At 28.9% G+C, this 25,817-nt stretch carries 31 protein-coding genes and 1 pseudogene; 7 read left to right on the top strand and 25 right to left on the bottom strand.

Annotated elements, in window-relative coordinates; all coding sequences use genetic code 11:
- Positions 1–269 precede the first annotated feature (269 nt).
- The 5 genes from HNR33_RS02875 to HNR33_RS02855 all read right to left on the bottom strand — a co-directional run bounded on the left by HNR33_RS02875 (position 270) and on the right by HNR33_RS02855 (position 2,966).
- Positions 270–986, bottom strand: coding sequence for a DUF5131 family protein (locus tag HNR33_RS02875; RefSeq protein ID WP_429079784.1), 717 nt, complete (start codon positions 984–986; stop codon positions 270–272).
- 349 nt (positions 987–1,335) lie between these two features.
- The gene (locus HNR33_RS02870; RefSeq protein WP_429080700.1) at positions 1,336–1,488 is read right to left on the bottom strand and encodes an aminoglycoside phosphotransferase family protein; all 153 of its coding nucleotides are present in this window, start codon (positions 1,486–1,488) and stop codon (positions 1,336–1,338) included.
- Positions 1,489–1,550: 62 nt separating this feature from the next.
- The gene (locus HNR33_RS02865; protein WP_429079782.1) at positions 1,551–2,018 is read right to left on the bottom strand and encodes a hypothetical protein; all 468 of its coding nucleotides are present in this window, start codon (positions 2,016–2,018) and stop codon (positions 1,551–1,553) included.
- Positions 1,984–2,154: a hypothetical protein gene (locus tag HNR33_RS02860; protein WP_429079780.1), complete on the bottom strand. Its 171-nt coding sequence runs from the start codon at positions 2,152–2,154 to the stop codon at positions 1,984–1,986. The genes HNR33_RS02865 and HNR33_RS02860 overlap by 35 nt, the downstream gene beginning before the upstream one ends.
- Before the next feature lie 146 nt (positions 2,155–2,300).
- On the bottom strand, positions 2,301–2,966 hold the full coding sequence (locus HNR33_RS02855) for a hypothetical protein (protein ID WP_429079779.1): 666 nt from the start codon (positions 2,964–2,966) through the stop codon (positions 2,301–2,303).
- Between the two features lie 248 nt (positions 2,967–3,214).
- Between HNR33_RS02855 and HNR33_RS02850 the strand changes: the two genes are divergently transcribed.
- Complete coding sequence (locus tag HNR33_RS02850; RefSeq protein WP_429080698.1) at positions 3,215–3,466, top strand: helix-turn-helix domain-containing protein; 252 nt, start codon at positions 3,215–3,217, stop codon at positions 3,464–3,466.
- Positions 3,467–3,582: 116 nt separating this feature from the next.
- On the opposite strand, the gene HNR33_RS02845 is transcribed toward HNR33_RS02850, so the two are convergent.
- The 8 genes from HNR33_RS02845 to HNR33_RS02810 all read right to left on the bottom strand — a co-directional run bounded on the left by HNR33_RS02845 (position 3,583) and on the right by HNR33_RS02810 (position 8,692).
- Positions 3,583–4,197, bottom strand: a complete 615-nt coding sequence (locus HNR33_RS02845) for an SRA domain-containing endonuclease (RefSeq protein ID WP_488167836.1) — start codon at positions 4,195–4,197, stop codon at positions 3,583–3,585.
- A gap of 289 nt (positions 4,198–4,486) precedes the next feature.
- Positions 4,487–5,038: a hypothetical protein gene (locus HNR33_RS02840; RefSeq protein ID WP_429079775.1), complete on the bottom strand. Its 552-nt coding sequence runs from the start codon at positions 5,036–5,038 to the stop codon at positions 4,487–4,489.
- 68 nt (positions 5,039–5,106) lie between these two features.
- On the bottom strand, positions 5,107–5,952 hold the full coding sequence (locus HNR33_RS02835; protein ID WP_429079772.1) for a MerR family transcriptional regulator: 846 nt from the start codon (positions 5,950–5,952) through the stop codon (positions 5,107–5,109).
- A 153-nt stretch (positions 5,953–6,105) separates the two neighbouring features.
- The gene (locus HNR33_RS02830; protein WP_429079770.1) at positions 6,106–6,246 is read right to left on the bottom strand and encodes an IS3 family transposase; all 141 of its coding nucleotides are present in this window, start codon (positions 6,244–6,246) and stop codon (positions 6,106–6,108) included.
- Positions 6,247–7,000: 754 nt separating this feature from the next.
- On the bottom strand, positions 7,001–7,234 hold the full coding sequence (locus HNR33_RS02825; RefSeq protein ID WP_429079769.1) for a hypothetical protein: 234 nt from the start codon (positions 7,232–7,234) through the stop codon (positions 7,001–7,003).
- Positions 7,231–7,392, bottom strand: a complete 162-nt coding sequence (locus HNR33_RS02820) for a hypothetical protein (protein WP_429079767.1) — start codon at positions 7,390–7,392, stop codon at positions 7,231–7,233. Before HNR33_RS02820 ends, HNR33_RS02825 begins: the two co-directional genes overlap by 4 nt.
- 250 nt (positions 7,393–7,642) lie before the next feature.
- Entirely contained in the window at positions 7,643–7,978 is a 336-nt protein-coding gene (locus HNR33_RS02815) for a hypothetical protein (RefSeq protein WP_429079765.1), read from the bottom strand.
- Between the two features lie 99 nt (positions 7,979–8,077).
- Complete coding sequence (locus HNR33_RS02810) at positions 8,078–8,692, bottom strand: hypothetical protein (protein ID WP_429079762.1); 615 nt, start codon at positions 8,690–8,692, stop codon at positions 8,078–8,080.
- A gap of 270 nt (positions 8,693–8,962) precedes the next feature.
- On the opposite strand from HNR33_RS02810, the gene HNR33_RS02805 reads away from it, so the two are divergent.
- From HNR33_RS02805 to HNR33_RS02795, 3 genes are all read left to right on the top strand, one after another.
- Entirely contained in the window at positions 8,963–9,550 is a 588-nt protein-coding gene (locus tag HNR33_RS02805) for a response regulator transcription factor (RefSeq protein WP_429079760.1), read from the top strand.
- A 967-nt stretch (positions 9,551–10,517) separates the two neighbouring features.
- On the top strand, positions 10,518–11,123 hold the full coding sequence (locus HNR33_RS02800; RefSeq protein WP_429079757.1) for a PadR family transcriptional regulator: 606 nt from the start codon (positions 10,518–10,520) through the stop codon (positions 11,121–11,123).
- Positions 11,104–11,994 (top strand): CPBP family intramembrane glutamic endopeptidase, encoded by an 891-nt coding sequence (locus HNR33_RS02795; protein WP_429079755.1) that lies wholly within the window; start codon positions 11,104–11,106, stop codon positions 11,992–11,994. The genes HNR33_RS02800 and HNR33_RS02795 overlap by 20 nt, the downstream gene beginning before the upstream one ends.
- 320 nt (positions 11,995–12,314) lie before the next feature.
- On the opposite strand, the gene HNR33_RS02790 is transcribed toward HNR33_RS02795, so the two are convergent.
- From HNR33_RS02790 to HNR33_RS02770, 5 genes are all read right to left on the bottom strand, one after another.
- A complete protein-coding gene (locus HNR33_RS02790) occupies positions 12,315–12,794 on the bottom strand; it encodes a hypothetical protein (RefSeq protein WP_429079752.1) in 480 nt (159 codons plus the stop codon).
- Positions 12,795–13,344: 550 nt separating this feature from the next.
- Entirely contained in the window at positions 13,345–14,679 is a 1,335-nt protein-coding gene (locus HNR33_RS02785; RefSeq protein WP_429079749.1) for an MATE family efflux transporter, read from the bottom strand.
- 99 nt (positions 14,680–14,778) lie between these two features.
- Positions 14,779–15,606 carry a MerR family transcriptional regulator gene (locus tag HNR33_RS02780; RefSeq protein ID WP_429079747.1) on the bottom strand — a complete coding sequence of 276 codons (828 nt, stop codon included), beginning with the start codon at positions 15,604–15,606 and terminating at the stop codon, positions 14,779–14,781.
- Between the two features lie 176 nt (positions 15,607–15,782).
- The gene (locus HNR33_RS02775) at positions 15,783–16,643 is read right to left on the bottom strand and encodes a damage-control phosphatase ARMT1 family protein (RefSeq protein ID WP_429079744.1); all 861 of its coding nucleotides are present in this window, start codon (positions 16,641–16,643) and stop codon (positions 15,783–15,785) included.
- Between the two features lie 171 nt (positions 16,644–16,814).
- Positions 16,815–17,402: a TetR/AcrR family transcriptional regulator gene (locus HNR33_RS02770; RefSeq protein ID WP_429079743.1), complete on the bottom strand. Its 588-nt coding sequence runs from the start codon at positions 17,400–17,402 to the stop codon at positions 16,815–16,817.
- A gap of 218 nt (positions 17,403–17,620) precedes the next feature.
- Here HNR33_RS02770 and HNR33_RS02765 point away from each other — a divergent pair, with 218 nt between their 5' ends.
- A complete protein-coding gene (locus tag HNR33_RS02765) occupies positions 17,621–19,006 on the top strand; it encodes an NAD(P)H-dependent oxidoreductase (protein WP_429079740.1) in 1,386 nt (461 codons plus the stop codon).
- 542 nt (positions 19,007–19,548) lie between these two features.
- Here the strand turns inward: HNR33_RS02765 and HNR33_RS02760 are convergent.
- The 4 genes and pseudogenes from HNR33_RS02760 to HNR33_RS02745 all read right to left on the bottom strand — a co-directional run.
- Positions 19,549–20,127, bottom strand: coding sequence for a nitroreductase family protein (locus tag HNR33_RS02760; protein ID WP_429079738.1), 579 nt, complete (start codon positions 20,125–20,127; stop codon positions 19,549–19,551).
- A gap of 77 nt (positions 20,128–20,204) precedes the next feature.
- Positions 20,205–20,555: a GIY-YIG nuclease family protein gene (locus HNR33_RS02755; protein ID WP_429079735.1), complete on the bottom strand. Its 351-nt coding sequence runs from the start codon at positions 20,553–20,555 to the stop codon at positions 20,205–20,207.
- 3 nt (positions 20,556–20,558) lie between these two features.
- Positions 20,559–21,038, bottom strand: coding sequence for a DUF6530 family protein (locus tag HNR33_RS02750; protein ID WP_429079733.1), 480 nt, complete (start codon positions 21,036–21,038; stop codon positions 20,559–20,561).
- A 493-nt stretch (positions 21,039–21,531) separates the two neighbouring features.
- A pseudogene (locus HNR33_RS02745) lies at positions 21,532–21,753 on the bottom strand (transposase); the annotation flags it as partial.
- A 342-nt stretch (positions 21,754–22,095) separates the two neighbouring features.
- On the opposite strand from HNR33_RS02745, the gene HNR33_RS02740 reads away from it, so the two are divergent.
- Together HNR33_RS02740 and HNR33_RS02735 are read left to right on the top strand one after the other, a co-directional pair.
- Positions 22,096–22,554, top strand: a complete 459-nt coding sequence (locus HNR33_RS02740) for a MarR family winged helix-turn-helix transcriptional regulator (protein WP_429079731.1) — start codon at positions 22,096–22,098, stop codon at positions 22,552–22,554.
- 384 nt (positions 22,555–22,938) lie between these two features.
- Positions 22,939–23,358, top strand: coding sequence for a pyridoxamine 5'-phosphate oxidase family protein (locus tag HNR33_RS02735; RefSeq protein ID WP_429079728.1), 420 nt, complete (start codon positions 22,939–22,941; stop codon positions 23,356–23,358).
- 409 nt (positions 23,359–23,767) lie between these two features.
- Here HNR33_RS02735 and HNR33_RS02730 read toward each other — a convergent pair whose 3' ends face one another.
- The 3 genes from HNR33_RS02730 to HNR33_RS02720 form a co-directional block, all read right to left on the bottom strand.
- A complete protein-coding gene (locus tag HNR33_RS02730; protein ID WP_429079725.1) occupies positions 23,768–24,385 on the bottom strand; it encodes a DUF1062 domain-containing protein in 618 nt (205 codons plus the stop codon).
- Between the two features lie 562 nt (positions 24,386–24,947).
- The gene (locus tag HNR33_RS02725) at positions 24,948–25,397 is read right to left on the bottom strand and encodes a hypothetical protein (protein WP_429079723.1); all 450 of its coding nucleotides are present in this window, start codon (positions 25,395–25,397) and stop codon (positions 24,948–24,950) included.
- Between the two features lie 135 nt (positions 25,398–25,532).
- Entirely contained in the window at positions 25,533–25,811 is a 279-nt protein-coding gene (locus tag HNR33_RS02720) for a CD3324 family protein (RefSeq protein ID WP_429079720.1), read from the bottom strand.
- Between the last annotated feature and the right edge of the window lie 6 nt (positions 25,812–25,817).

Genomic DNA, 25,817 nt, shown 5'->3' with positions numbered 1-25,817 from the left:
TATGAATCAAGTATTGTATTATCAAGTATTTTCAAAATCACTTATTCCTTTTTAAGATATTCAAGCAGTATATTTACTAACATTGATAATACATTCCTTGTTTTTGACACTACAGTTCCTCGGAAATATCACTTCTAACAATTTGTTTAACACTATCCCCTCACACTCTATAGCATACTCTTATTTTTCTATTTGGTTGTGTACTTCACTTGCTTTCTTTTCCATTATTTATCCTCTTGGTATTTTTATATAGAATTCCAGAAAAAACATCATTTCCTATAATTAATATTTGCTTTTCTAGCCTGAGAACATAAATATTGTTTCCGAACTTTATATGTAATGTCATCTTTAATAAATATAGAACCAACCTGCCTGAATTCAAAATTAACATTATTTTTTACGCACTGTTCTCTAACATCTAGAACCCATTCATAGTATAAAGGTCTAACATTATTTCCAGATTCTCCACCTACGACCACCCACTCAATTGTATTATCCAGATAACCTGATATATCTATTTTCTCAAGCATGGGCTGAATCGTAATTAGTTTGTGTTTTATTGGTAGTTCTTTAAAAATAGGAATTCTTTCATTTGCTCTAAGCTGATTCTCAGTTGTTACACAAACCGTTACATTATCGTATCCGCATTCAAAATCATCTGGTAATCCTATCGTGAAACGTTCGATACGCTTCGTTATAAACATGAAATTTAGATCGTTTCTAATTCTTATCATTTTCCATGCTTCATTTCGCCATTCATCTGCTTCTTTAATCAAGAAGTCACTATTAAAACATAAAAACACTGTTTGTCCACTTTTCATTTTGTAGTTTCCCTTACTATCTTTTTCTATAGGTTTATAAAATTCTTCTGTCTTATATACGATGTCTGTATTAATACCTTTTCTCGCATTTGCCCTATGTATATAACAGTTCTTACACCCTTCGCTCTTTTTATGGCATCCTCTCCATGGATTCCATACAGCCATAATTCCACCTCCTACAATTAATACAATAATCCTCATTACACATTTTCTAAATTATATTTCAACAAAATAATCTAAAATTTTTTGAGACGTTACTCTGTTTATATAAATTTACATATGCATTATATTTTTATTGCCCCTCTACTTTATTTCTACAAACTTATGTAAATACTTTGCTCTATTTGCAATGATAATCTTCTGATTCTCAATTAGATTTTCATTATATTTTTCACACTTAAAAAAATTATTGAATTATGTTTATCAGTGACAAAAAGTTGTGTTACTGTTCATCCTCATCTAGTGAAAAAAATGAACAAGTAGTAAATTGATGCTGCCAAGCTATACTCAAAATCTATAAACCAAACATTACTATTTTTTTATCTACTAAAATGTTATTTGAGTTAAAATCTCCATGCAAATAAACAAAATTTGTTTCTAACTTCTTTATTAACTTCCTATCTACCTCTATAAATTCAAGAAGTTCATACTTCACCTTGCTATCAATATGTCCACCTACAACCCTTTATAAATAATGTTCGTTTAAGTCCATTATCTGTATAGCAATTTCTATTTTTTATTTAGCTTAAGCCCTCTTTTTTTAGCTTCCATCGATTCATTAATGTGAACTAAGTGATGACGTGTAGTTGTAAAAAGTAATATACCTGATATAGTTTTTTTTCTCCAAAAATCAATAAACCATAAAGCATTTTCGTTATTCGCCACTGCTCCTGATGTAACAGCTTTTTCCAGTCCAGTCTCTAAAGCCTTTATCTTTAAATCACTATATGTAAGTGAACAAACAATCTTACGAGTTTTTTTCCCAACTGCTTTTCGATAGTCCCTCAAAGCATGCATATCTATTGCTTGGCTAAACTCTAATATGTCATCTGAGTCTAATGCATTACCTGTATCATAGATTGATGAATTTGTCCTCTTCATCCAATTATCTTCATCAATTACTTGATTCTCACCAGCCACAAGAAGATTTATTGTAATATCTTCAATACGTGCTGAATGCCACATGCCATATGCCATATGCAACTGTTCGTCCCTTTTTATTCTGCCCTTTTCGGAATGCTATTTCGTCCATGCCTTCCCATAACTCGTCCTCAAATGTTGTACATCCAATTTCAGATATATCAGAAGCATGTACTCTAGCATGCTGGTCCATAAACAAATTAATTGCATCCTTAAATGTTGCCTCTTTTCTCAACAAATCTCTAAGTATTTTTATGTGTGAAAAATTTCACATAATGGTGGCATCTTAAAATATCTTCCGGACTAACTACAAAGATCCTAATACCAAATTGCCTTATATTAATCCTTAACAAATTCTTTTCCATTCCACTTATAAACGTCTTCAGAATTCTTCTCCTTTATATTGTCGTAATACTCTATATTAAACGTGACATTGTCTATTTTCGTAAGCTTTGTAGAATAATAGCCTGTCACTTTGCTTATGAACAGTGAGGAATAATCTCTAATAGGTAATACCTCTATTTTTCCATTCTCTCTTAGAGTAAAAAGCTTATAGTCTCTACCATTATTTGATGTATACTGACCTATTGTAAAGTCCAAATCACCATCATCATTATAATCATCAAATTGAAACTCAAACGAAGAATTAAAAATTAATGGCTCTTTGTATATTGTACTCAAATCAGTTTTGGTAATAGTATTACCAAATTCATCAGCTAATTCAATAATGAAATACCCCTCCAAAAGTGTTCCCTGGTATGCTCCTGGATTCCAATCCTCATAATATTTACCTTTTGACATTCTTAGTCTTAAATATTGATGCTTTCCATTAACAGGGAATAAATCATTATTCGATATCGTCATAGGTGATTGGACAAGAATATCTGAGTAGTTTTCTTTATTCTCATCAGGTTTGTTAGAAGAAACTGTTTTCTGGGAAGAGCAAGATGAAAGAAACAATATTAACGCAAGAACTGAAACGACTATATAAGTTATTTTTTTCAAAAAGATAACCCCTTCCTCTATTAATTGGTACTTCATACCAATATGAAATTGCTACAAAGCCTTTTCTCAGCAAAATCCGCACAAGATACACAGCCTTTTTGCAGCATTACATATAATGTTTCATTACTAACAAACTATGTTGGTAATTATATCATTATAGTATATTACACAACAATAGTGTCGCAAATATCGCTTATATATGACTTTTACTAATTACATATTATACCACACTTTTATAACGTAACCGTATTAGATTCTATAGGTTACCCCGTGGACTTTTACAAGAGGAAGTTGCTGCTATAACTGGAATTGATATATGTACTGTAAAAAAATATGAAAATAACCACAGATTACATTTTTTAGGAATATGTAATAAAATTGTGAAAGCTCTTAAAGTAGATCCATCTCTACTCTATGATGATTATTTATCATTTTTTGTTTCTGATTATGGTTACAAAATAAGAAATATTCGTAAAAAATTAACTCTGAATCAAGAGTAACTTGGTAAACTTGTAGATGTACATAAAAAAACTATACTCCGTTGGAAAAAACTAATCCTATATCCTTCAAGGGAACACTATGAGCTTTTAGAACAACTTGATGAGATACAAGATAATTAACAAGATATACAGTTAGAACATAAAACTACAGTATTTTCAATAGTGTCCTCTTCTCCATTTGCTCTTCTTTTAGCAAATTCTATTACAGAAGGATTTCTTTCATATGTTTTGACGACTGAATTTCTTTTGCTCATATTCTTTTTACCTTTTAGAATAGCTTTGTTTTTTATATCTGTAGTAGACATACGTTTAGCTTTTTTCTGCTTCTCTATATAATTTTGCTTTATTAAGTTTTTTGTAAGTAGAAATACTCCTTCATTATTTATGAGCTTAACAGGAAATATCCACACTTTTCTCATTTGACCATCTTCGCCTGGTTGCTGCTCTTGATATGGATCGCCACATAGTATAACTTGTCCTAAGTATATGTATTCTCTCTCCTTTACTACTTTAAAAAGGAATACATCTATACCGTTCGTATTTGACTCGTTTAATGTTCTATTTTGTGAGAAATTTATATCTTGGTAATTATTTTTACCCATGCCTGTATAATGAAGAACATCACCTTCCCAACGATCTTCATATAACCATTTAGTATGATCAGATACGATTACTAATGTGTTTGTTGTATTTGACTTTCTTATACTCCCCATGTTACCACATTTAAAGATGTTTCTTACATTGTTATTTGAAACAACTTATCCAATACTTAATCTTGGATTAAATGCCATAGTCTTACCTTCATTAATTTCTTCTTAAGAAAGTATTTTTTGTATTCATTTGTATACAAGTCTATATTAAATTATGTACAGTTCTTTATCTTTGTTAAATTGAAACTAGTATATCATTATTTTATAATTACACTACATAAGCTCTTATTATAGGATAATGGGAAATTAATTTGACAAAGCCATATTACCTATGATCGGTTCACCGTACATGGTGTAGCGGCGGTTTTTATTATTGTTTGTTCATTATATAAATAATCTTTTTAGCTGGAATATCATAAATCTCCATTAATTCCTTTTGATTTAACTCGTTCTTTTCAACAAACTTATTAATTTCTGGATGAACCTTCATAATTCCAACAATAACTGAAAACGTATTTTTAAAAGGAAATTCTGCTACTATAGATTTCTGTTTTTTTATTTTTTTAACTTTAAAATTATTCTCTTTTAACATATCAATACTCTTATAATCAGATTCCTCTAAAATACAACCAGTTATGCTTCTTAATTCTTCCTTAGAAACCTTTTTAGGGTCATCATAATATACTCCAAATCCCTTAAAAGTTTCAATGCCATATTTATTTAAAAGTGAATCGTAAATATTGTCTTGTATCTTTCGTATCCCCTTATAGTCTCCTTTATGTTCTTCGTATACTAAAACATAAGGTCCCATTTCTTTTTCCTGAATAACAATTTTTAAAAAGAACCCAACATAATTTAAAAATAACATTATTCCTACGATAATTAGTAAAATTACTAATGAAATAATTTTTATTGATGGCATTTATATTTCCCCCTTAAAATATTTTATACCAAAATTATAATCTCTACAGTTACTGTAGAGTCAAGAAATTAACTTATCTTTTTTACTGGTAATATTATTTCTGTTATGTATTCATACTCACAACTAGTAGTTATAGCATCTATTATATAATTCTCAACAGCTCCCCCTATAAAAACTAAGTTATTCTTATCTAACCAATCTAGCATTTTCTTATATGTTTGATTCATTGTATTATAACTTCCGTAATGATAAGCTACTGCTCCAAGAAAGCCTCCAAATTTCCTTACAGCATTATTACATTCTCTATGCTCATCAACCTTAACACATACTTCTATATCTGCTTGTGAATAATCAAAATTTCTATAATCATCATAGTAAATAGCCATCATTGTACCAGTCATTTGAAGATTATTCTTTTCCGCTATATTATTCAACTTGGTAAACCTTAAATAAAATTCATCTTGGTTGCAAAGTCCAGTATATCTTGAATATGCAACATATGAAACAGGGATATCTTTCACACAAATGTCAACAGATTTAGTCAAGTTTTGACCATCACTAGTCATCTTTTCAAGATATACGTTTAGCTTATTCTTTAATGATGTGAGTTTCAAAATATTTGTTTCAATCTCTTCACTTTTACATTTAATCATCTGTTGGCTATATTCTAAATCATTTCTTTTCAGAAGCTTTTTAATCTGATTAAGTGAGAAACCAGCTGTCTTAAAATATTTAATGGTATTTATCTCAAGTAATTGATTATGAGAGTAGTAACGGTAATTATTTATGGAATCAATCTTAGCTGGTTTCAATAAATCAATATCATCATAGTGATGTAAGGTCCTAACAGGTATATTGCATATCTTAGATATCTTTCCAATTTTATAATATTTAATTTCTGCCTCTTTATTCAAAGCTCAATCCCCCAATCCTAGTATTCTTTTTATTCTTTACCATATATTATAACATTTTTAAAAAGAACTAAAAAAACCTTACATCTCTCTTCAACTAAAAAACCGCGCCTACTTTGATCATACCCCTGTCAAGCGTACACATAAAAAACCGTATTATGCAACCTGATTTCTATATTCAATAGGAGTCAGGTTGTTTAGCTTTGATTGAAACCTCTCATTATTATAAAAATGTATATATTTTTTTACAGCACTAATTACTTCTTTAACTACTTCTTTAACCACTTTTTTAAACAATCATTTTCCACTCTAAGATATGCCACTTCTTCTAAGCTCATCTTACGTAGCTTATTACGCTCTATTAAATTTTTACCCCTATTGTCTTGAAATGCTTCGTCAGGACCTAATTGCTTATATAATTTTACCCAGTCACGAAGTTGTCTATCACTACGCAATCCTATTTTATTTGAAACAGCCAAGTATCCACCATGATCATTTGTACTGCTTTTAACTTAAATTCTTTTGAGTATTTATTTGCTTTCTGTTCCTTTTTCATAAGAAAATCCCTCCTAGATTAGACTGATTAGACTATACAGTTTTTCTGTATATGTCTACCTAGTAGGGATAATATCACTTATGGTACGGTTCACCATTGATTATTCTAAACCTTTCTCAATATTTTATACTTTTTTATAGTAACTCAACTTCCCATTATAAATATTTCATTCCATATAATCAACTTCAGATTATTAGCCTAATGGGTAGTTTAAAATATAAAATTTCAACCAAATTCATAAGCTATCCTTACTAAGTAAAAACTAGTCACTATGTTTCAGTTTTTACAATGTGATCAAGTCTAAAACCAAAAAAAGTTATTTGTTTTACATTCTTTAGGTGGTTCACATGACTCCATAGGAGAAACTGTAACCATTTTTGCTTACTAATAGTAAATGAATCTATTAAGCTTCCTCAGTATTATCAATTCTTGAATTTACTAAAGAAATGGAATTTAAACTTGTTGATAAGTCAATAAGTTCTTATTTTAATTTTCTTAAAACCAATCCATTGTTTCAACATCCGATTCGGCTTCTCGTGCTAGTTCCTCAAATTTTGTAAAAACATTATCAGAAGCTAATTCTGCATAATAGTCTAAATTTTCCTCATACGCTACTGCAATGTGTTCTTGTAAAAAATCATCACAACAATCCTGCGGATTAAATGAACACATATTATATATCTTTGAACCTTCTGAAGTTAAATCTATATTTTTATCTATTCTTGTCATGAGTTTTTGTAATTCTGGTACTGTTTGAGCATCGTCATCGGACTCCCATTCAAGCCTTTTAACCTATTATTCATCTCTTCAATTTCATAAACAATAATTTGAAGATTCTCTAAATTATTTATCCCAAGATAAAAATCATATGCTCTTGTTTCATACACTAATTGTTCTTGCTAATAAAGTTCTTGTTCTTCTTTAAGGTTCAAAAACCGAGATTTTTTACTGCTGGATGAAATTTTATGATTAGTAGATGTGTAAGTTTAGTAAATTTTATAAAATTTAAAGAAATACAATCATTATATAATAAAGATACAGAGATAAATAGATTGGAGGTATTAAAAGTTTATGAATATACCGGAACTATAGCTAGTTTATTTAACAGAATTCCAGCAATACTTATAGAAAATTCGTTTATTCAAATTCAAAAATTTGTAATGCCTTTTCCCACTTAGTTCCTTGATTAATTTTATATTCTCCGGGCTTTAATGTGAGGTTGTTATTTTTCATATAATCCATAAATTCATTTTTTTCCTTTTCATTCCATTTAGATAGTTCAATATTATTTTGAACGAATGTATAATCTCTTACACCCTCTTCATTTATCTCTACATTCAAAGTTTTACCTAAAGCCACTATACCTGCATTATCAAAAGCTTTTTTAAGTATAAAACAATTATATAAAGGTCTTATCATTAATAGTATTACGACAACTATTAGTACAATAATAATTGTCTTAGATAATTTCATTATATGTCCTCCTTTTCTTAGTTGAATTTTCTAAATACTTAAATTAATTATAGTGTATTCACAAATATTAAAAAAGAGAGGATTTATATCCCCTCTTTTTTAGTTTGTAAATACATTAGTTCTACCTCTTAAATCTTCTCCTGCATCTCCAGGAGTATATCCATACCATGATCTAAATACTGGTATTTCATCTTTCCATGATTGCGGAAGAGTCCAACTATGTTTACTTATTCCAGTGTTACTGCTCGAAATTCCAGCTTTAATTAATGCATTATAAGCAAAAGTGGTACAATTATTGGTTTCAATATTATAATTTGTAGAGTAATTGCGTGCCCAGTTCATGACCTCATCAGCTTTCTCAGGCGTAATTGCATAAGTTCTTGCTATGTTCCAACCATGATCAAATTCACTTGTAACCCAATATACTTTTCCAGGTACGTTTTTACTGAATGCAACATCCTTTTTCTCTACTCCATCTTTCGGATAGAAACCAAAATAGGAAACATAGCTGCCAGCCCCAGTAGCGGTTTTCTTCTCTAATCGAATAAAAGTATGGCCAACATTTGTATCTGGATACTCAGATACTGCATTTCTTGTACCTGAAATCGGTTGTTCAACAACGATGGTTATACTTGATTTCTCTCCAGACCATCCTGCATCTAATAATTTTTCTTCTAAGTCATAGTCGGCTAAAGAAGTTGTTGTGAAGCTCATGCATAGAACCAAGGTTAAGATTAAAGCCCAAAATTTTTTTAATTATAAAACCTCCATTTCTTCTTAGATTCCCTTTAATTATAATATTTAGTAATATATGATATAATTGGTATAAAGTATATTTTTATTGTTATTTTGTTTATTATATGGTAATATTTTGTATATGAGAAACTGGCAAATATTCTATCAAAGGAGGTTTTTGTTATTAAACTAGATTTATTAGCAAATGCTTTTGATGAGACTTTAAACAGCCTTAATTCAATATTTTTAATGGATAATTTATTTGATAATAAATTACTAATTTTAACTGATAAAAATAAAGTTCTAAGTTGTAAATCGTTTAGATATCATGGTATATTTTCTGCGGTGCATGATAACTCAGATATGCCCGAAGTGATGGATATTATAAAGCTAAGAAAGACAAGTACTAAAGTGATTACAAACAAAAAATCCATATATTTGTGTTCCCCAATATCAAAGCAAAGTGGAGAAATAATAGGCAATCTACTACTTTATAGTCGAGATAAGCTAAACATGGAGCTTTTACCATTTTTAGAAACCTTGTCAAAATATCTGTTTATGAAATACCAGTTATATTCTATTAAAAATGAACTGAATCAGGAATTTGTTAATGCTACAGATATGTATAATTTGAGCAAAAAACAATTTCAAATATTGCGATTCATATCTGAAGGTAAAAAAGATAAAGATATATGCAATGAACTACATATTAGCATTTCTACCTTAAGGAAGCATATTGATAACATATTTCAAAAAACCCAATGCACTAATAGAACTGCTCTATGCGGAGAATATTATAAATATATTATATGTCGCTCACTCAATCTAAAAGATTGAACTTGGATTTTACTCAGCATTCAAAGAGTCTTATATTCAAAAAAACTTATTATGATATCATAAATAGTACATACAAGAATAAAAAAACTTAATTTACATAAATTTTTTGTTCTTGGATGATTGAATAGAAACGCGGAATAAAACATAAATAATGCTATGAAGCATATAAATACTATTAATTATATTCAACATTACATATAAACTATATCTATAAAATAAGAACTAGAGACTTCTAGTCTAGCTAAAACTAGAGTCTCTAATTCTTTATAAAATAGAAATTATTATTATACTTTATAATTTTATATATATTTCTTTATAAAGCTGTATTAAGCTTAGCTAAATCTGAATTTTATGGGATGTGATGTTCCATCTTCTTCAAACCATGTAACCATTTGAATTGGCTTTGCTACTACTTTCATATTATTTATCATCCTTTACCTTTCATGTTTATATAATTACTTGCTCTTACTCTTAAATCTTCTATATCCTTTGCATATTTTTAAATCAATTTTTCATGACTCTCTAACTTATATCTAAGTGACTCTATGCGATAAGCTGCTAAGTCTGCCATTATAAAAATGCCTATCTTATGTAATTTAGGAATTGTAGCTAGACTTACCATAAAAGGAATACTTCTCAATAAAAACAATGAAAATGAAATTGTAGCTTAATGCAATTTGCTTAGTAAAAACTAATATTGATATGCTTTCAATACTGTTTACATTTAAGGAAATTAAAAATATGAATCATGAAGATTGATTACGTCACTATTGATTATCTTCAGTATTTATATCTTCATCAGATACTAAGATTTCTCTAAGTCTATTAATTTAAAGTTTACTAATAGCAATAGTCTAAACAATAAACTCAATCCAATTATACTTTGTCGATCTTATAATTGTATTATATATATCAGTTTGATATAATAATATTAATATTTAGTGTTTAATAAGAGAGGATGATTATATTGCCAAAAGGAAAAAAGACTCAGTATGCTATTTTAGGTTTACTTAACATTATGCCAATGTCCGGATATGATATTAAAAAATATATTGAACAAAGTATCTCATATTTTTGGACAGAAAATTATGGTGCCATATACCCTACTTTAAATCAGCTCTATAAAAATGGTTTGGTTACTAAAGAAGAAAAAATCAATGCTAATAAACCTAATAGTAAGGTATATACCATTACAGAACAAGGGCGATGCACCTTGTTAAATTGGCTAAAAGAAAAATTAGAACCAGAAAAAATTAGAGATGAGCTATTATTAAAGATTTTTTTTGGAAATCTTCTATCCATTGAAGAAAATATACAAAGAATAGAAGAAGAAAAAAGACAAAAACAATTATTGTTAGATACATTAACAGACATAGAGTCCATGCTAAAGGAATTAAAGATAACACATCGTCACAAAGAACAAGAACTGAATTTCCAGCTAATGACAGTTTTAAAAGGAAAATATGAAGTTGAGGCAGATATCGATTGGTGTGTTACATGTTTGATGATACTCGAAAACATGAAAAACAATACAAGTAAGGAGAAAGACAATAATGAAGAATACAAGTGCTAAAATATCAAGCACCTTGGTTATGACATGGCTATTTACAGTTATTATTTCAGAATTACCTATGATTATAATAAAAGAAATATTTAAAATAAAAGATGTTACTTGGTTTAATAAAATAATATTATTAGTTATTATCGGCATACTTTTTTTTACTTTAATATGTAAACAATATAGATATCTTTTTACATATGTATTATTTATAGCTATCCTTAAATCACTAATTTTTATTAATCAGAATCTACTTACAGAGTTATTTTATAATAATCATCATTTTATTAATTACTTAACAAAAATGCAACTTCCTCGCCTTATTATAGCTATTATAATGATTGGATTTTTATGGTCTATTAAGAAGAGCAGGCATGAGTTCTATTTAAGAAAAGGAAATATTAATGCAATAGCACAACCCGTAAAATTCGTTATTGATAAACCAACTCCATGGAAAAAAGTAGGAATCCAAATGTCATTTTGGATATGCGGTATCACTTTAGTCTTTTTGTTAATAGCTGGTGTCCCATCATACAAACAATTATTAAATACTATTCCACTTGTCCCTTATGTAGTCATTTTGGCATTAATGAATTCCTTTAGTGAAAATATTATTTATAGAATTTCATTTTTAACCTTATTAAAGGATATAGTTAGTGAAAAACAAGCTCTATATCTAACTACATTTGTTTTTGCAATGGGACATTATTATGGTGCACCGTATGGTATTACAGGTGTATTGATGGCAGCTTTTCTAGGATGGTTTCTTGGAAAAAGTATTATTGAAACTAAAGGAATCTTTTGGGCATGGACCATACATTTTTTACAGGATTTATTGATTATGTTATTTTTAGCCTCAGGAACAATTACATTAGGTGGTGCATAATTTGAATTAATGAGAGTGTATAATAATCTCTGTAGATTAAGCTTTCTATTATAAGTTTTGGGCATGAGTACTAGGATTTCTAGTATTCTTGCCTATCTTAACTATATGATATGTTTAAAAGCAAATAACACCCGTAATTATGCGGGTGTTATTTGCCTTGTTACAACCGTCCTTCAAACATGATGGAAAACTCTCCATAGACCTTCCCCCAATTACGAATAGACATATTCAATTTTTTTGTAGCTTAAATGTTACTAAATATAATGCTTTAGTAGTGACTTGCAATCTCACCATATCTTGAGAAATACAGATATATCTACTTATCTATCAAACCCAATTTTATTGAACTCACCTACATTTGCATTAAACTTAAGCTCAATTTGTGCTTTATTTAATGCAACTATTTTAATCCTGTTTTCGCCTTTTTTTAAAGGAACTGTGATTGTTTCCATATCATTTTGAATAATATTATCCTTATTCTCAACAAGTGTTTCAAGTTCTCCTGCTGAATTAATCAAAACTAATTTTGCTTTACCTTTATTTACTGATAATAGATATGATAGTTTAATATCCATGTCATTTTCAGCATTATATCTCCATATAGTATCCATTCCCTCAAACTCTAATTTACCTATGTACTCTTGTCCATCTATTGATTGTTCTTCATTGTCTAAATTAAATGAATTTGTATCACTTGAGATCTTACTATCGTTTGAATATAGTGAGCTCATGTAATTTATTCCACAACCAGTACATAATAATGTGATAATTGTACAACAAACTACTATTAATCTTTTCATTTGACTACCTCCCCAGCCTTAATCGATATTGTCAAAGATTTTTGTATAATCTTTAACTAGACCCTTTGATTTTACTAAAATTATATCAACATTTTCCATATCTTTAAAAATATGTATGATTTTGTTGGCACCATTCATCAAAATTCCTAAAAGAAATGTAGAAAAAATTTTAAGCACAATAATTAAATGCTTACTATTTTATATAAATATTCAAGAAAAAATAATTACTTATCTCTTGGTAGTAATTCTTGATAAAGACTGCAAATTTCCTAAAATAGATACACTATTAAATAAAGAATATCGTAAGCTACAAGTAGAACAAAAACCTATTTTTGAAAAATCCAGAAACTGGACTATAAGAGGCTTCTAGACGATTATTTTAAGTCTAGTTGCATCTGAGCTAAGCAATCACCTCATAGGCCAGCTTACTGGACAGAATTGATTAAGCTTTGTGAGAAGTATATATTCTCACAGCAATCTGCTTAGCTTTTATATCTGCTGCCTTCACCTTCGGTAATATTTTAACATCATTTGAGGATGGATAAGAATTTTAAACTACTTCTATACATAAATTATTATTTTTTTTAAATATATACATCCCTATAATAAATGTCATACATTCAGCAAATGGTACTGTAAGCCATACGCCAGTCATTCCTATAATCATGGGAAGTATTTTTATCCCTAAAATTATAAATACAATCCCCCTACTTGCCGAGATTATAATAGATCCAGTAGCTTCTCCTATTGCTGTAAAATATCCTGAATTGATTATATTAAATCCACACAGTAAAAAGGTAAATGAATATATCCTTGATCCGCTTACAGCTAAGTTTAAAACCTCATTATTTCCACCTGCAAATAATGAAATAAGTTGTTTTCCAAATACAAACAATACAATGAACAATATTGCTCCAACAACTAAATTTACCTTTGAAGCTAACTTTAATGTATCATTTAATCTATCATGCTTTTTATATCCATAGTTATAGCTAAGTATAGGTGCTATTCCATCTGATATACCAAACATAATAAGTATTCCAAATTGAGATATATAATTTATTGTTGTAAATGCTGCAACACCAGCTTCCCCAGCTATTTTCATAAAAGTAATATTAAACAAATATGCAGTTGTACCCGTTGCGATTGCAGTAACTCCTTCTGATGAGCCATTGTATGCCATAGGTATTATTACTGATTTATCAAATTTCCCTCGAAATATATTTACTATATTCTTTTTATTTAGCATGGGACGTATAACTATAAAAAATGCTGCTCCATATGCTGTCCCTGTAGCAAATGCTGCTCCCCCTACTCCTAAATTTAATTGTTTTATAAATATGAAATCTAAACTTACATTAACAATTACACTTAAAATCATACTTTTTAAATATAATTCTGGCTTTCCTACTACCCTATTGATAAATCCAAATAGAAACATTAAAGACATTAATGGTGCAAATATAGCTATAGTCCTAATATATATTGATACACCTTCTAATAATACTTTGTTTGCACCTAATAATACTGCAATTTCTTCATTAAATAACCTTCCAATTAATAATATAGCTAAAGATATTATTGTAATAAGTATAAGAGCTGTTTTAAATGCATTTTGTGCTTCTTCTTTTTTACCTTCTCCCAAACTTCTCCCTATAAAACTTAGAGAACCTACACTTATAATCATACTAAAACCCATTATAACTTGCATAAATGGTTGTACTATGTTTACACTAGCCAGTGCATTTTTGCCAACAAAATTCCCTAAAAATATTCCATCTATTATGGTTTGTGCACCTGCTATTACCATAGAAATTATTGCTGGGATTGAATATCTTATAAACAATTTATATATTTTTTCTGTTCCTAATATGTTTTCATTCATTTAATCTACCTCCCAAAAATAACAAAACATACAGTAATCATATCGTGAATATGTTTTATTTTTATAGAGTAGATTATAAACTTTTGTGTTACACAAAAGTCAATATTTTTTTATAGGTATTTGTATTTCGAATAATTCTTCTTCCTTTTTATCTGTAACACTAATGTCTATTTGAACAATTTGAAGAATATCACCATATACTCTATATCCCTCTTTCTTAATATATTCAATCATTTTTTTAAAATGAACTTCTATATCCCAAATATTTCCTTTGTAATACATGCAAGCATAAGTCCCTTTATGAATCTTTTTAATATGATTTTCATCAATATTCTCTTTATCTTTGATGAAAAGAAATATAACAACTGATTCTTGGTACTTTTTCAACCCTATGTCCTCTTGTTTTATAATTGCTCCATATCGATTACTTGCAACGATAGGCGCTATTTCTTTTAATGTGTTCTCTAATTCAAGGTATGCGTAATTTAAATCAATTTCATTTTTTATGGATTTGTCATAGGTAACAATTTCTCTTTCTTCAATTTCTTTAATAACGGTTCTTTCAAAATCTGATACTTGAGAAATATCTTGTAGATGTTTTATCTTTTCTTTAATACTCTTTTCTAATTTTTGTAATTCTTTTATTTTCTTTATAAGTTCATCATGTTTATCTTTTAATATATTAACGGACTGCTTTAAATTTCTATTATTAAAGTACTTCTTAATTTCATCAATACTCATTCCTAGCTGGCGAAGTTCTTTAATCGTTCCTAATTTTTCGTACTGTAAAATAGAATAGTATCTATATCCAGTTTTAGGATCTATTTTAATTGGTTTAAGTAAATTTATTCTATCATAGTATCTTAATGTTTCAGTAGTAATATTTATTAGTTTCGCAAATTCGCCAATTGACAGTTTATCTTTCACTTTTTCCCACCATTTTCTAACTATATATAGTTTATTATTCTCTTTAGTAGACTTTCTAAAAAACTGCGTCTATTTATGGTACAGTTCCACATACTATAAGTATTGCGGCTACAAAGTAAGTGATAAATGCTATGCCTGACACCATATTTCTAGAGCATCTAATTAAAAAATTTATTCTAGTAACTTGTAAGCACATAATCCATTTGTCTGCATCCAATAGCAGCAGCAACAGAACTGCATTTTGCTCGCAAAAGATAGAATATAGTCTTATCTTTAATATCACTCAATGTTTCAAAATTTGCTTGTCCTTTACTTATAATAATATCTGCTTTACCAAATTCACTCTTAAATGAACTTGAACAATCTTTTAATATCGTTCCTTGTGAAGAATGTCCATTGTCAATAACTTTTACTAAGTCTACAACACCAGTACTTATTGCATCGTGCATAGTTGCATCATTAACTATTGGACCTCCCTTTACTACATAAGTAACCTTATCTACTGGAAGATTCTCTAATAGGAACTTATCAAATATAATTTCACCAGAGTTGTCAGCAATATACATAACGTTCTTTGACTTTTTTACTGCTTCTCGTAGAGCAGCTGTTCCAGTACCAAAAATATCATGTTTAATACTGTCTTCAACTGACTTAACAATATCTGAATTCTCTAGCTTTAGTCCAACTGAAAAATCTATAATATTTCCTGCAATAGCTAACCTACAAGCCATGTCGAATCGATCTTCTGCCTTATCTAGCCATTTTTCCTCAATAATTCTCTCATAAATCTCTTTAGCAATTTCATTGTACTGTTCTTTCAATCTTATATATGGATCATTAATACCAGTAATATTCTTAGCATGTTGATGCATCCTAAAAGCTATCTCAGGTGCTGTTTCATTGAAATCCATTTCTGATAATTCTTTCAAAGATCTTTTTATTATTTCTTCTTGCATTGATACATTGCTTGTAACTTCTTCAGCTATTTCTACTGCTTGTCTAGCAAGACAATAAATGCATTCATGTGATATTTTCATATAATTGTCTCCTTAAAAGTAATATAGTCTTAACCTACTAAGTAGCATATTCATAATTGTACTGTTTTATCATATGATAAAAAACTGTAGCTATTCATGGTAGGGTTTACCGTACTATTTGCAACGGTGTTTTTTTACTAAATATGAGATAAATCACAGAATTGAACACTATTAAATACTAGTTTCAATCATTCTTTCAACTAGCACTAAATAATCTCCTTTATATTCAATACTCTTTTTAATAATTAGTATTGCTATTCCATGAACCATACTCCACATTGTTAATGTCTTTTGCATATATAAATTTTTATTTAAATCTATTTCCTTAAAATACCTTTCCGAACTATCTTTAAAAACTCCAAATGCACTATCTTTATCGCTATAAAATTTATCATCATCAATTCTAATAGGATATGTATTATCTGATAAAAACATTAACTTTAGGTACTCTGGATTTTCCATCATAAACTTCACATATGCTTTCCCCATTTCAACAACTTGTAATTTAGGTTTATTAGGATATAGCTCAGTTACCTCTAATAGTGCTATATGGAATTTTTTCCAAACCTCTCTAATTATTTCATTGATAAGTTCATCCTTATCTTTAAAATGTTTATAGGGTGCACTATGGCTTACTCCACACATACTTGCAACTTTTCTTAATGAGAATCCCTCAATACCCTTTTTATTTAACAATAACAATCCATTATGTATTAGTTTCTGTTTTAAATCACCATGATGATATTTTTCTCTATCCACAACTGCATACCTCCCTAAGCATGGTATATATTCTAAACTATTTTCTAACGAAAATTATATCATCAAATGTTGACAATGTAAACTTAGTGTTATATAATCAAATTAATGTTTACAGCGTCAACATTTCTCGCAATAAATATACCTTAAGAAGCTTCGCCAAATTATTAAAAACAAGATCTACTAAGCTTTTAATAAAATAAGTAAGGGAGATGATTTAAATGAAAATAGTAGTTTTAAATGGAAGTCCTAAAGGTGATAACAGCGTTACTATGCAATACATAAACTATATTCAAAAAAAATTTAAGCATCATGAATTTAAAATAATTAATATTTCTCAAAGAATTAATCAAATAGAAAGGGATAAAGTAGCTTTTCACAGTATAATTAGTGATGTTAAATCTAGTGATGGGGTTATCTGGGCATTTCCTCTTTACGTATTTACTGTTCATTCAAATTATCAGAAATTTATAGAATTAATTTTTGAAAGAAATGTTGTAGATGCTTTTAAAGAAAAATATACTTCAGTTCTAGCTACATCAATTCACTTTTTTGACCATACTGCAATAAATTACATGAATTCTATTTGCGATGATTTAAATATGAATTATGTAGATTATTTTTCACTACACATGTACGATTTAGAGAAAGAAGAAATAAGAAATAATCTATTAAAATTTGCCCAAAACTATTTTGATGCAATAGAAAATGAAGTAATTACTTTAAAAAACTATAGCCCAGTAAAATATTATCCGATATCATATATTCCTGAATTTACAAATAATAAAATAGATGTTTTAAACAAAAAAATAGTTGTTGTAGCTGATTCTTTAGAAAATATTAATTTAAAAAACATGATATATAAATTTAGAAGTTCATTTTCCCAAAGTATAGAGTTAGTCAATCTTCAAGATATAAACACGAAAGGAAGCTGCGTAGGATGCTTAAAATGTGGTTATAACTATGAATGTGCTTATACTGGTAAAGATGATTTTATTAACTTTTATAATAGTAAATTAAAAACTGCGGATATAATAGTTTTTGCTGGTACTATTAAATACAGATATTTATCTTCTATATGGAAAAGATTCTTTGACAGAGGATTTTTTAATACTCACACTCCATCACTTTCAGGTAAACAAGTGGGGTTTATAATAGCTGGTGCTTTAAATCAAATACCTAATTTAAGACAGATATTAGAATCCTATACTCAATGGCAAAGATCCAATTTAGTTGGTTTCATAACTGACGAGTATGATAGCAGTATAGAAATCGATAAACAATTACATGCTTTCTCATACAACCTTATTAAACTATCAACTGTAAATTATATCAAACCTGCCACTTTTCTTGGTGTAGCAGGTATGAAGATATTTAGAGATGAAATATGGGGAAAGATAAGATTTCCATTTATGGCTGATCATAAGGCTTATAAGGCACTTAATATATATGATTTTCCACAAAAAAATTATAAGACTAGAATAATGAATTCTATATTAATACTAATGAGTAAATTTCCTCCTATAAGAAAAGAACTTTACTCAAATAAAATAAAGTCTTCAATGATTGAGCCCTTGACAAGGATTGTGGAAAATGAAACTGTTTAGTGGTAACACTAGCCCACGCTACATCTTCATAGTCATTTATGTTTTGCAAAAGAATAGTTTCATGTAAATTAAATTGTTTTGCATTCTTGTGTTTTCCTCAAAGGTATACCCTCCTTTGGGGAATTCTTTCAATTTATTATATTGTTTTAATCATTCTAATACTATTAATATCAAGCCTTTTTGGAAAAACCGCCGCTATTTATGGTCTAGATACTACTACAATGTTGGTTGATATAAACTTATCTATTCATTAATTCTTCTGAGATATTGTATCATACACGACTGTTTACATACTTTAGTGAGTAATATGCTAACTACTCTGGCCTATCATCAATATTAATTTCATTTACAACATATTGTTGAATTTTTAGCTAAAGCTTTTAAGAAAAATCACCATTAACTATATATACTACCTTCTCTTTAAAAGTCAAATACTCGATAAAGATAATAATTTTCACTATGTAGCTCCGAAAATTTTAGTTCAAATGTTATTACTTCACGTTATTTTCTATTATTGCATCTATGGGAAATATCTTAAACCACTATATAATGTTTATAATATCCTTACGAGGTGCCGCAGGTTTTGGTTCATCTTCCTGATATCCAAAAACAACCGAACCATATACAATGTGATTCTCAGGGATATCTAATTCTGTTAATAGTTCTCTTATTATTGGCATATGAGTTAATCCTGGCAACTGATTCAGCCAGCAGGAGCCAATTCCAAGGGAGTGAGCAGCCAGCATCATGTTGCCTATTGCCAATGCAGAGTCCGGCATAGCGTTTCCATTATCTTTTAAGTGCGAAACAATTACAAATGTAGGGGCATTGTATAAAAAATTCGCACTTTCCTCCTTAGCCTTTTCAATTAAGCTAACAATATATGGGTGAGTTTCAGCAACAACTGGAATAGAAAGAAGCGTTTGACGAAGTGATTCATTTACTTTCCGTATTGTTTCTGGATTCTGAATCGCTGTAAACTTCCAACTCTGAGTGCCCATCCCATTAGGAGCATAACTACCTGACATAAGAATTGCATTTAAATCTTCAGCAGATATCTGTTCTCTACGATAATTTCGTATACTTCTTCTTGTAATAATATTTTCTATTACAACATTCATAATACTATTCTCCTTTTCTACTTTCAATTTACATATATATCATGAAATAACTTTAACTAGTTTCGATGAAAGTAAAGCTATTTTTTATAAAATTCTATGCCTTGTTTAGATAACTTCTCTTCCCAAATCATCTTTAATATTGCTAAGTCCTCACTGTAATCGGTTTTTGATTCATCTTTATCGTATTTTAGATTCTCAAGTATCTCGATTGTAAAACTTTCTTCACCATTTTCTTTCCATTCATTTTGAAGCTCTTTGTTAGAATAGTTACCGAAGTTTAGCCGAAACTTGGCGCGATTTATGGTACCTTTCAAATTTTGAGACCCTTCTATATGACACTTATTATTTAAATTAGATTTAATAGTAAATATACCCATATCCGGTTTCATATTCCTATATAATTCTTTAAGTTCTTTTCTTCTATCCATTAATTAATACCCCATTTCCTTTAATATCCGTGATAGAGTTTGTAAGCGTTCTCCAATCAGTTCTCCATCATCACTAAGTGCTTGACTAAATAACTTAATATCCTCTTTAATTTTTTCATTGTCAGTACATACAGCCACTGTCATTGCATCTCCTTGTAATCCTACTCTATCTATGACGGGATTTTCTATATCGTATAAGTTTTCATACCTATAAGCTTCTTGAAAGTGTAGTTTAGCTCTACAAACAAGAATTGCTAGATCAAGTACTCGATGGAGAGGTAATTCTTCTGACTGTCTTGACCATTTATCTCCAGTATGTCTCCAAACTTTAGCTGAAATGTCTACCTTTCCTCTATCATTCCACTGTGCTAATCCTAATGAGAGTCCTTTAGCATCTGTTTTATAAGCATATCTGCCATCAACATTTTCATAGTTTTCAGACACAATAACTGGTTTGTGCTTCAAAGTAGTTGGTATTTTCATTTTATTACCTCCGTTTATTTTACTAAATTACTAAATTACTAAATTACTAAATTACTAATTGAATTATAATGAATTTTATACGATTTGTCAATACATAATGTAGATTTTTAAATTTTTATAAGTGACTTACAATTTATTTTACCCGACTAAAATTTTCTAATGCTTTTAAAATAATCAAAAAAAAAAACGATTTAGGCAAGCTTATCTTAACTGGCATATCAATTATTTATTTAATTTTACATTTAACTTCTGTCCCATCTAAAAAAGCTGCAATAATCTTCTTTCCTTTAACCGATGTCATCTTCTCAAAAATTTAAAATATAAATCCATATCAAAGTTTGTTAGCTACTCTGCTTTTTCTAAAATTTTTATAAAATGATTTGACTTGTACTTTATCAAAACGTCATCACTGACCAATTTCTATTTTTACTTATCCATAAAATAATTCTTTCTTTTAGTCATATTAGAACTGAAAGAAAATATGCATCTGTTTCTACGGCTTTACTCTTAAATCGTTCTTGAAATAGGTGTCCCTGTCACTGACATTTTTATTAAACCAATAGACATAACTGTTGCCAGCCCACTTTATTGCATTGAATATTGACCCCTCTTTCTCCTGAATCAGCATATGGACGTGATTGTCCATGAAATAGTACTCGTAAACCACATATTCACTAACAGTTTTATAGTAATGAAGGATCTCAATAAATTCCTGACGACCTTCATCCTCTTCAAATAGGTTTTATCTGTTTATTCTTCGAATCATGATATGCTATATCCCGCTGCTGCTTTTTTCCAGGGCTTGTCTTGATATATGTACCACCTCATCTGCAGTATATTATTTTTTCATGGGACAAGGTACCTGCCCCCTTGTGACATTTAATATTAAGCTAAATCCTTATTTTATTCTATCTATACTCTACAAACAATTATAAGAACTGATTCACACAATACTATTGACATTAACTGCATGCACACATATAATTGAGATAAATAATTAGTTGTATATACAACCATTCTAAGTGTTTAGTATATTTAAATCAATAAAGGAGGATTTATGATACAAAGGAGACAAGGTGGCTTTTTAGTTTCTAAAATACATCAATTGGCAGGGCGTATTTTCACTAAAAAGCTTAAAGACCATGATCTTAACGAAATAAATTCAGCACAAGGTAGAATAATCTTTGTGCTATGGCAAAATGATGGAATTTCAATCCAAGAATTATCAAAAAAAACATCACTAGAAAAGTCAACTCTTACTCGCATGCTCGAAAGACTTGAAACTTCAGGTCATATACAGCGAATTCCCTCTACAGATGATCGTCGTAAGACAATAGTAAAGCTTATATCTAAAAATGAAAAACTTAAAGATGCTTATAAAAAAGTTTCTAAGGATATGCTAGATTTATTTTATAAAGGATTTACTGAAGATGAGATTGATACGTTTGAAGCTTATCTTGAACGAATTTATCAAAATATTTCTCAATCCGAAGATAATTTTAAGAAAGACGAATAATCATATGCTCAATGAAAGTTGAAAATATTTTAAGGTTTTTTTCTGCTGACTCACATACCATGGAACTATTTAGGGAAAGTATTGATGCCTCCTTTGAAAAATTTTAAAAAATAATATCTTTTTCTTCTAAGCAGAATGTATTTGTTATTGAAGGTAACAAATATAAAAGAGTTTTTGATAAAAATAACCCTGAATATATACTAGATTGGTATCAGAGAAAAAACTTGTATTTAGTTTGTAATAAATACATAAACGATACTTTATTCAGTAACCAATTAATTGATGAATTAAAATCAAACTTTTATCATTATGTATACAAAATTAAGAAATAAATGCTTTAAATACCTGATATTAGAAATTTTTTTAAAATAGGAGGAAATTAAATTGAATAACGAAAATATTATAAATAAGTCATTAGATCTAATGAATAGTTGTAAATTTGCTATGGTAGGATCAAATGGAGAAGATGGATTTCCAAATATTAAGGCTATGATAAAAATCGAAACTGAAGGTATTAATAAAATTTGGTTTAGTACAAATACTTCAAGCAAAAGAGTGGCACAATTTAGAGTAAATCCAAAGGCAAGTGTATATTTTACTGATTTCGATAAATGGACTGGGTTAATGCTGGTTGGAAATATGGAGGTGCTAGAATATCCTGAAATAAAACAAAGATTCTGGTCGGATGGTTGTGAAATGTATTATCCTCTTGGAGTAACCGACCCTGATTATTGCATTTTATGTTTCACTGCTAAATGGGGAAATTATTATGAATCTTTGTCTAATACAACCTTTGAAATCTAGTATTTTATCCAATATTTTTTCGCTACCTCTCGTTTCAATTATATGTACTTAATTAGTGCTGTTTATAGAAAAAATATAATGAATAGTAGCCTCAGGTGCAATCGGATAGCTACTATTTTTAGACCTTATTCCCGTTAAATATTAATCATACTAATACTTCATGAGGAAGTTTACATCCTTTATGGTACAGTTCATCTTATCGTTATATTGGCGGTTTTTGATATATTTTCAATTTAAATCGTTGATGTGCTCATTTTTTATGAAACAACAAATTTCTTCCAATGCTTGTGTACCCTCTGGAAAAAATGATGACATAGCAGGATAAGGTTGCTTTTTCAACTCATAGCTAAAGCTTTTTGAAACCCCCAGGTAGAACCAGGGGGTTTTCGTTGTACAAGAAAAAAGAGGCTCATATTATAGCCTCTAAAACTTCAATACTATCTATTGTCTTTAAAACATGTATCTCCATTCCATCCCTTGCTTTTATATTTAATGAATTTTTATCATCTTCAATAAATACTACTCCTTTTTTATGCATACTTTTTATTTTGCTCCTTGAAATTCCAAGTATATCACTTAAAAGCTTATCGACTCTCAATTCTATTGGATACTTGCAAACAAGTTCAATAACAAATTCATTTTCTCTTATATAGTATGTTTCTAATTTTCTTTGAACTAATGTATAGTTTATATGTTCTAGAATAACTTCAGCTTTATTCTTACTATATATGCCTAAATTAAAGGCATATTCTCTGGCTAATTCTCTGTCATTGGAAAGAAATCTATCATACTCATGTTTACTAATATTACAAGGCTTTATTCTTTCATATATCGTCATATTCCAAGTTGATTTACATTTCTCACATTTATAAATTAACCAAATATCAATGTTATTTTTATTTGCATTTATTCTAAATTTTTCACTATTTATATAGTTCGTTTTTTCATTACATTTAGGACAACTTCTCTTTACTATTGGTAAACTATCAGGGATTAATTCCCATTGATATTTTTTTAAATAGCTCATTTTGCTCCTCCTAGTTATTTATTTTTTAGGACTTGCAAAGGCTATTCCATCAAACTTTTTACAATTAATGCAATAGCCTCTGCTATGCATTAAAAATATCTATTGTCATAAAAATTCCTCCAATCTTTTTTCTATATATATTTTAACAGCTCTATATACTACATAAAACCTCATTCTTATTTCATAAATAAAAATGAGGCCAGAATTCCACGTACTATTCAATATTTCTATATCATTTGATGTTATATTTTAATAATCTCCTCTCACTTCCTCTATTGCCAGTTTCTCATTCCTAGTTATTCTTACAATAGCATACAGTGCATCTTTATACAGTATTGTATTTTTTTAGGACATGATACAATTTAGAATACTATTATCTCCCTTAAAACCAGTCATATCAACATCTTTAAAGAAAGTCTCTGTTACTTATTGTACGATTCTGAGTAACACCATAAAATGATAATAGTATCACTTAAAAGGTATTTCAAAACATCTCGAATGTCTTGTGTAGACTTGATATCATATTTCTGATGCAGTGCTGGAATAATGCTCCTTTTCTTTATTAGAGTTTAATCTCATACACACAGGATTTATCTCCTCTTAAAATAGAAGTGACAACCCGACTTTTTGCTTCCTTACCAGTAATCTTTGAAATCATTTTTTGTGTCATACTTGCGGAACAATGACAAAGAACTGGAGACACTTTTTTACCATTCATGCATTGTGTTATTGGACATACGCAATAGTTTTTGTTCTCGTCAACAAGAATTATATTATTAGTCTCATCATATGTAATAATTTGTCCATGTTCTTTTGCCATGAAATTAATGAATCCTTGCAAATCTCCAACATATTTTTCTAGCATGTCCTCCATTGATTTATAATGACATGCACCACATCGATCTAAAAGCAATGCACATTTTTCTTGAGAGCAATTCTTTTCAACGCTATTCAATAATTCACTAAGCCATTCCATGCTGAAATTTTGAGCCCATTCCTTATAACCGTCCATACTTATCCTCCTTTTTCTATATCACAATAAAATAACCACTTTTATAATAGCATTCACTAGAAAAAGGTTCTACCTTAAACATATTTGGTAAAAGAAAATGAGCCAATATAGTCATAAAAACTATACCGGCTCATCTCAATCTTGCTTCTTTTTACCTTGTAATATAATTCTTTGAATACTTTTCAAAGACAAATAATATTTCTGAGACAAATATTCCAAATCGCATCCACGTTGGTAATCTTGGTAAATTTGCCTGTTTCTAATTCTTAACTCGTTACGAGTAGTAGTTTCGGTTCCCCATTCTTTTTTATTACTCGATTTTCTTGGAATGTAAATGTATTCTCCATCTACATATAACTGCACTAATTCAAGTAATTCAGTAGGGAAGATTTCATTTGCTTTTTTATAGCTCATTTTGCC

It is taken from the genome of Brassicibacter mesophilus (genome assembly GCF_050433385.1).
Classification (GTDB): Bacteria; Bacillota; Clostridia; order Tissierellales; family Proteiniboraceae; genus Brassicibacter; species Brassicibacter mesophilus.
Note: the sequence above shows the minus strand (reverse complement) of the source record. Positions and strands in the feature narration are given on the sequence as shown.

Bases quoted from the DNA above. Each gene is read 5' to 3' on its own strand.
- HNR33_RS02875 (WP_429079784.1), bottom strand. From the start codon at position 986: ATGGCTGTATGGAATCCATGGAGAGGATGCCATAAAAAGAGCGAAGGG.
- HNR33_RS02865 (WP_429079782.1), bottom strand. From the start codon at position 2,018: ATGGCATATGGCATGTGGCATTCAGCACGTATTGAAGATATTACAATA.
- HNR33_RS02860 (WP_429079780.1), bottom strand. From the start codon at position 2,154: ATGGACCAGCATGCTAGAGTACATGCTTCTGATATATCTGAAATTGGA.
- HNR33_RS02840 (WP_429079775.1), bottom strand. From the start codon at position 5,038: ATGCCATCAATAAAAATTATTTCATTAGTAATTTTACTAATTATCGTA.
- HNR33_RS02825 (WP_429079769.1), bottom strand. From the start codon at position 7,234: ATGACAAGAATAGATAAAAATATAGATTTAACTTCAGAAGGTTCAAAG.
- HNR33_RS02815 (WP_429079765.1), bottom strand. From the start codon at position 7,978: ATGAAATTATCTAAGACAATTATTATTGTACTAATAGTTGTCGTAATA.
- HNR33_RS02810 (WP_429079762.1), bottom strand. From the start codon at position 8,692: ATGAGCTTCACAACAACTTCTTTAGCCGACTATGACTTAGAAGAAAAA.
- HNR33_RS02805 (WP_429079760.1), top strand. From the start codon at position 8,963: ATGGATAATTTATTTGATAATAAATTACTAATTTTAACTGATAAAAAT.
- HNR33_RS02795 (WP_429079755.1), top strand. From the start codon at position 11,104: ATGAAGAATACAAGTGCTAAAATATCAAGCACCTTGGTTATGACATGG.
- HNR33_RS02790 (WP_429079752.1), bottom strand. From the start codon at position 12,794: ATGAAAAGATTAATAGTAGTTTGTTGTACAATTATCACATTATTATGT.
- HNR33_RS02785 (WP_429079749.1), bottom strand. From the start codon at position 14,679: ATGAATGAAAACATATTAGGAACAGAAAAAATATATAAATTGTTTATA.
- HNR33_RS02775 (WP_429079744.1), bottom strand. From the start codon at position 16,643: ATGAAAATATCACATGAATGCATTTATTGTCTTGCTAGACAAGCAGTA.
- HNR33_RS02765 (WP_429079740.1), top strand. From the start codon at position 17,621: ATGAAAATAGTAGTTTTAAATGGAAGTCCTAAAGGTGATAACAGCGTT.
- HNR33_RS02760 (WP_429079738.1), bottom strand. From the start codon at position 20,127: ATGAATGTTGTAATAGAAAATATTATTACAAGAAGAAGTATACGAAAT.
- HNR33_RS02755 (WP_429079735.1), bottom strand. From the start codon at position 20,555: ATGGATAGAAGAAAAGAACTTAAAGAATTATATAGGAATATGAAACCG.
- HNR33_RS02750 (WP_429079733.1), bottom strand. From the start codon at position 21,038: ATGAAAATACCAACTACTTTGAAGCACAAACCAGTTATTGTGTCTGAA.
- HNR33_RS02740 (WP_429079731.1), top strand. From the start codon at position 22,096: ATGATACAAAGGAGACAAGGTGGCTTTTTAGTTTCTAAAATACATCAA.
- HNR33_RS02730 (WP_429079725.1), bottom strand. From the start codon at position 24,385: ATGAGCTATTTAAAAAAATATCAATGGGAATTAATCCCTGATAGTTTA.
- HNR33_RS02725 (WP_429079723.1), bottom strand. From the start codon at position 25,397: ATGGACGGTTATAAGGAATGGGCTCAAAATTTCAGCATGGAATGGCTT.
- HNR33_RS02720 (WP_429079720.1), bottom strand. From the start codon at position 25,811: ATGAGCTATAAAAAAGCAAATGAAATCTTCCCTACTGAATTACTTGAA.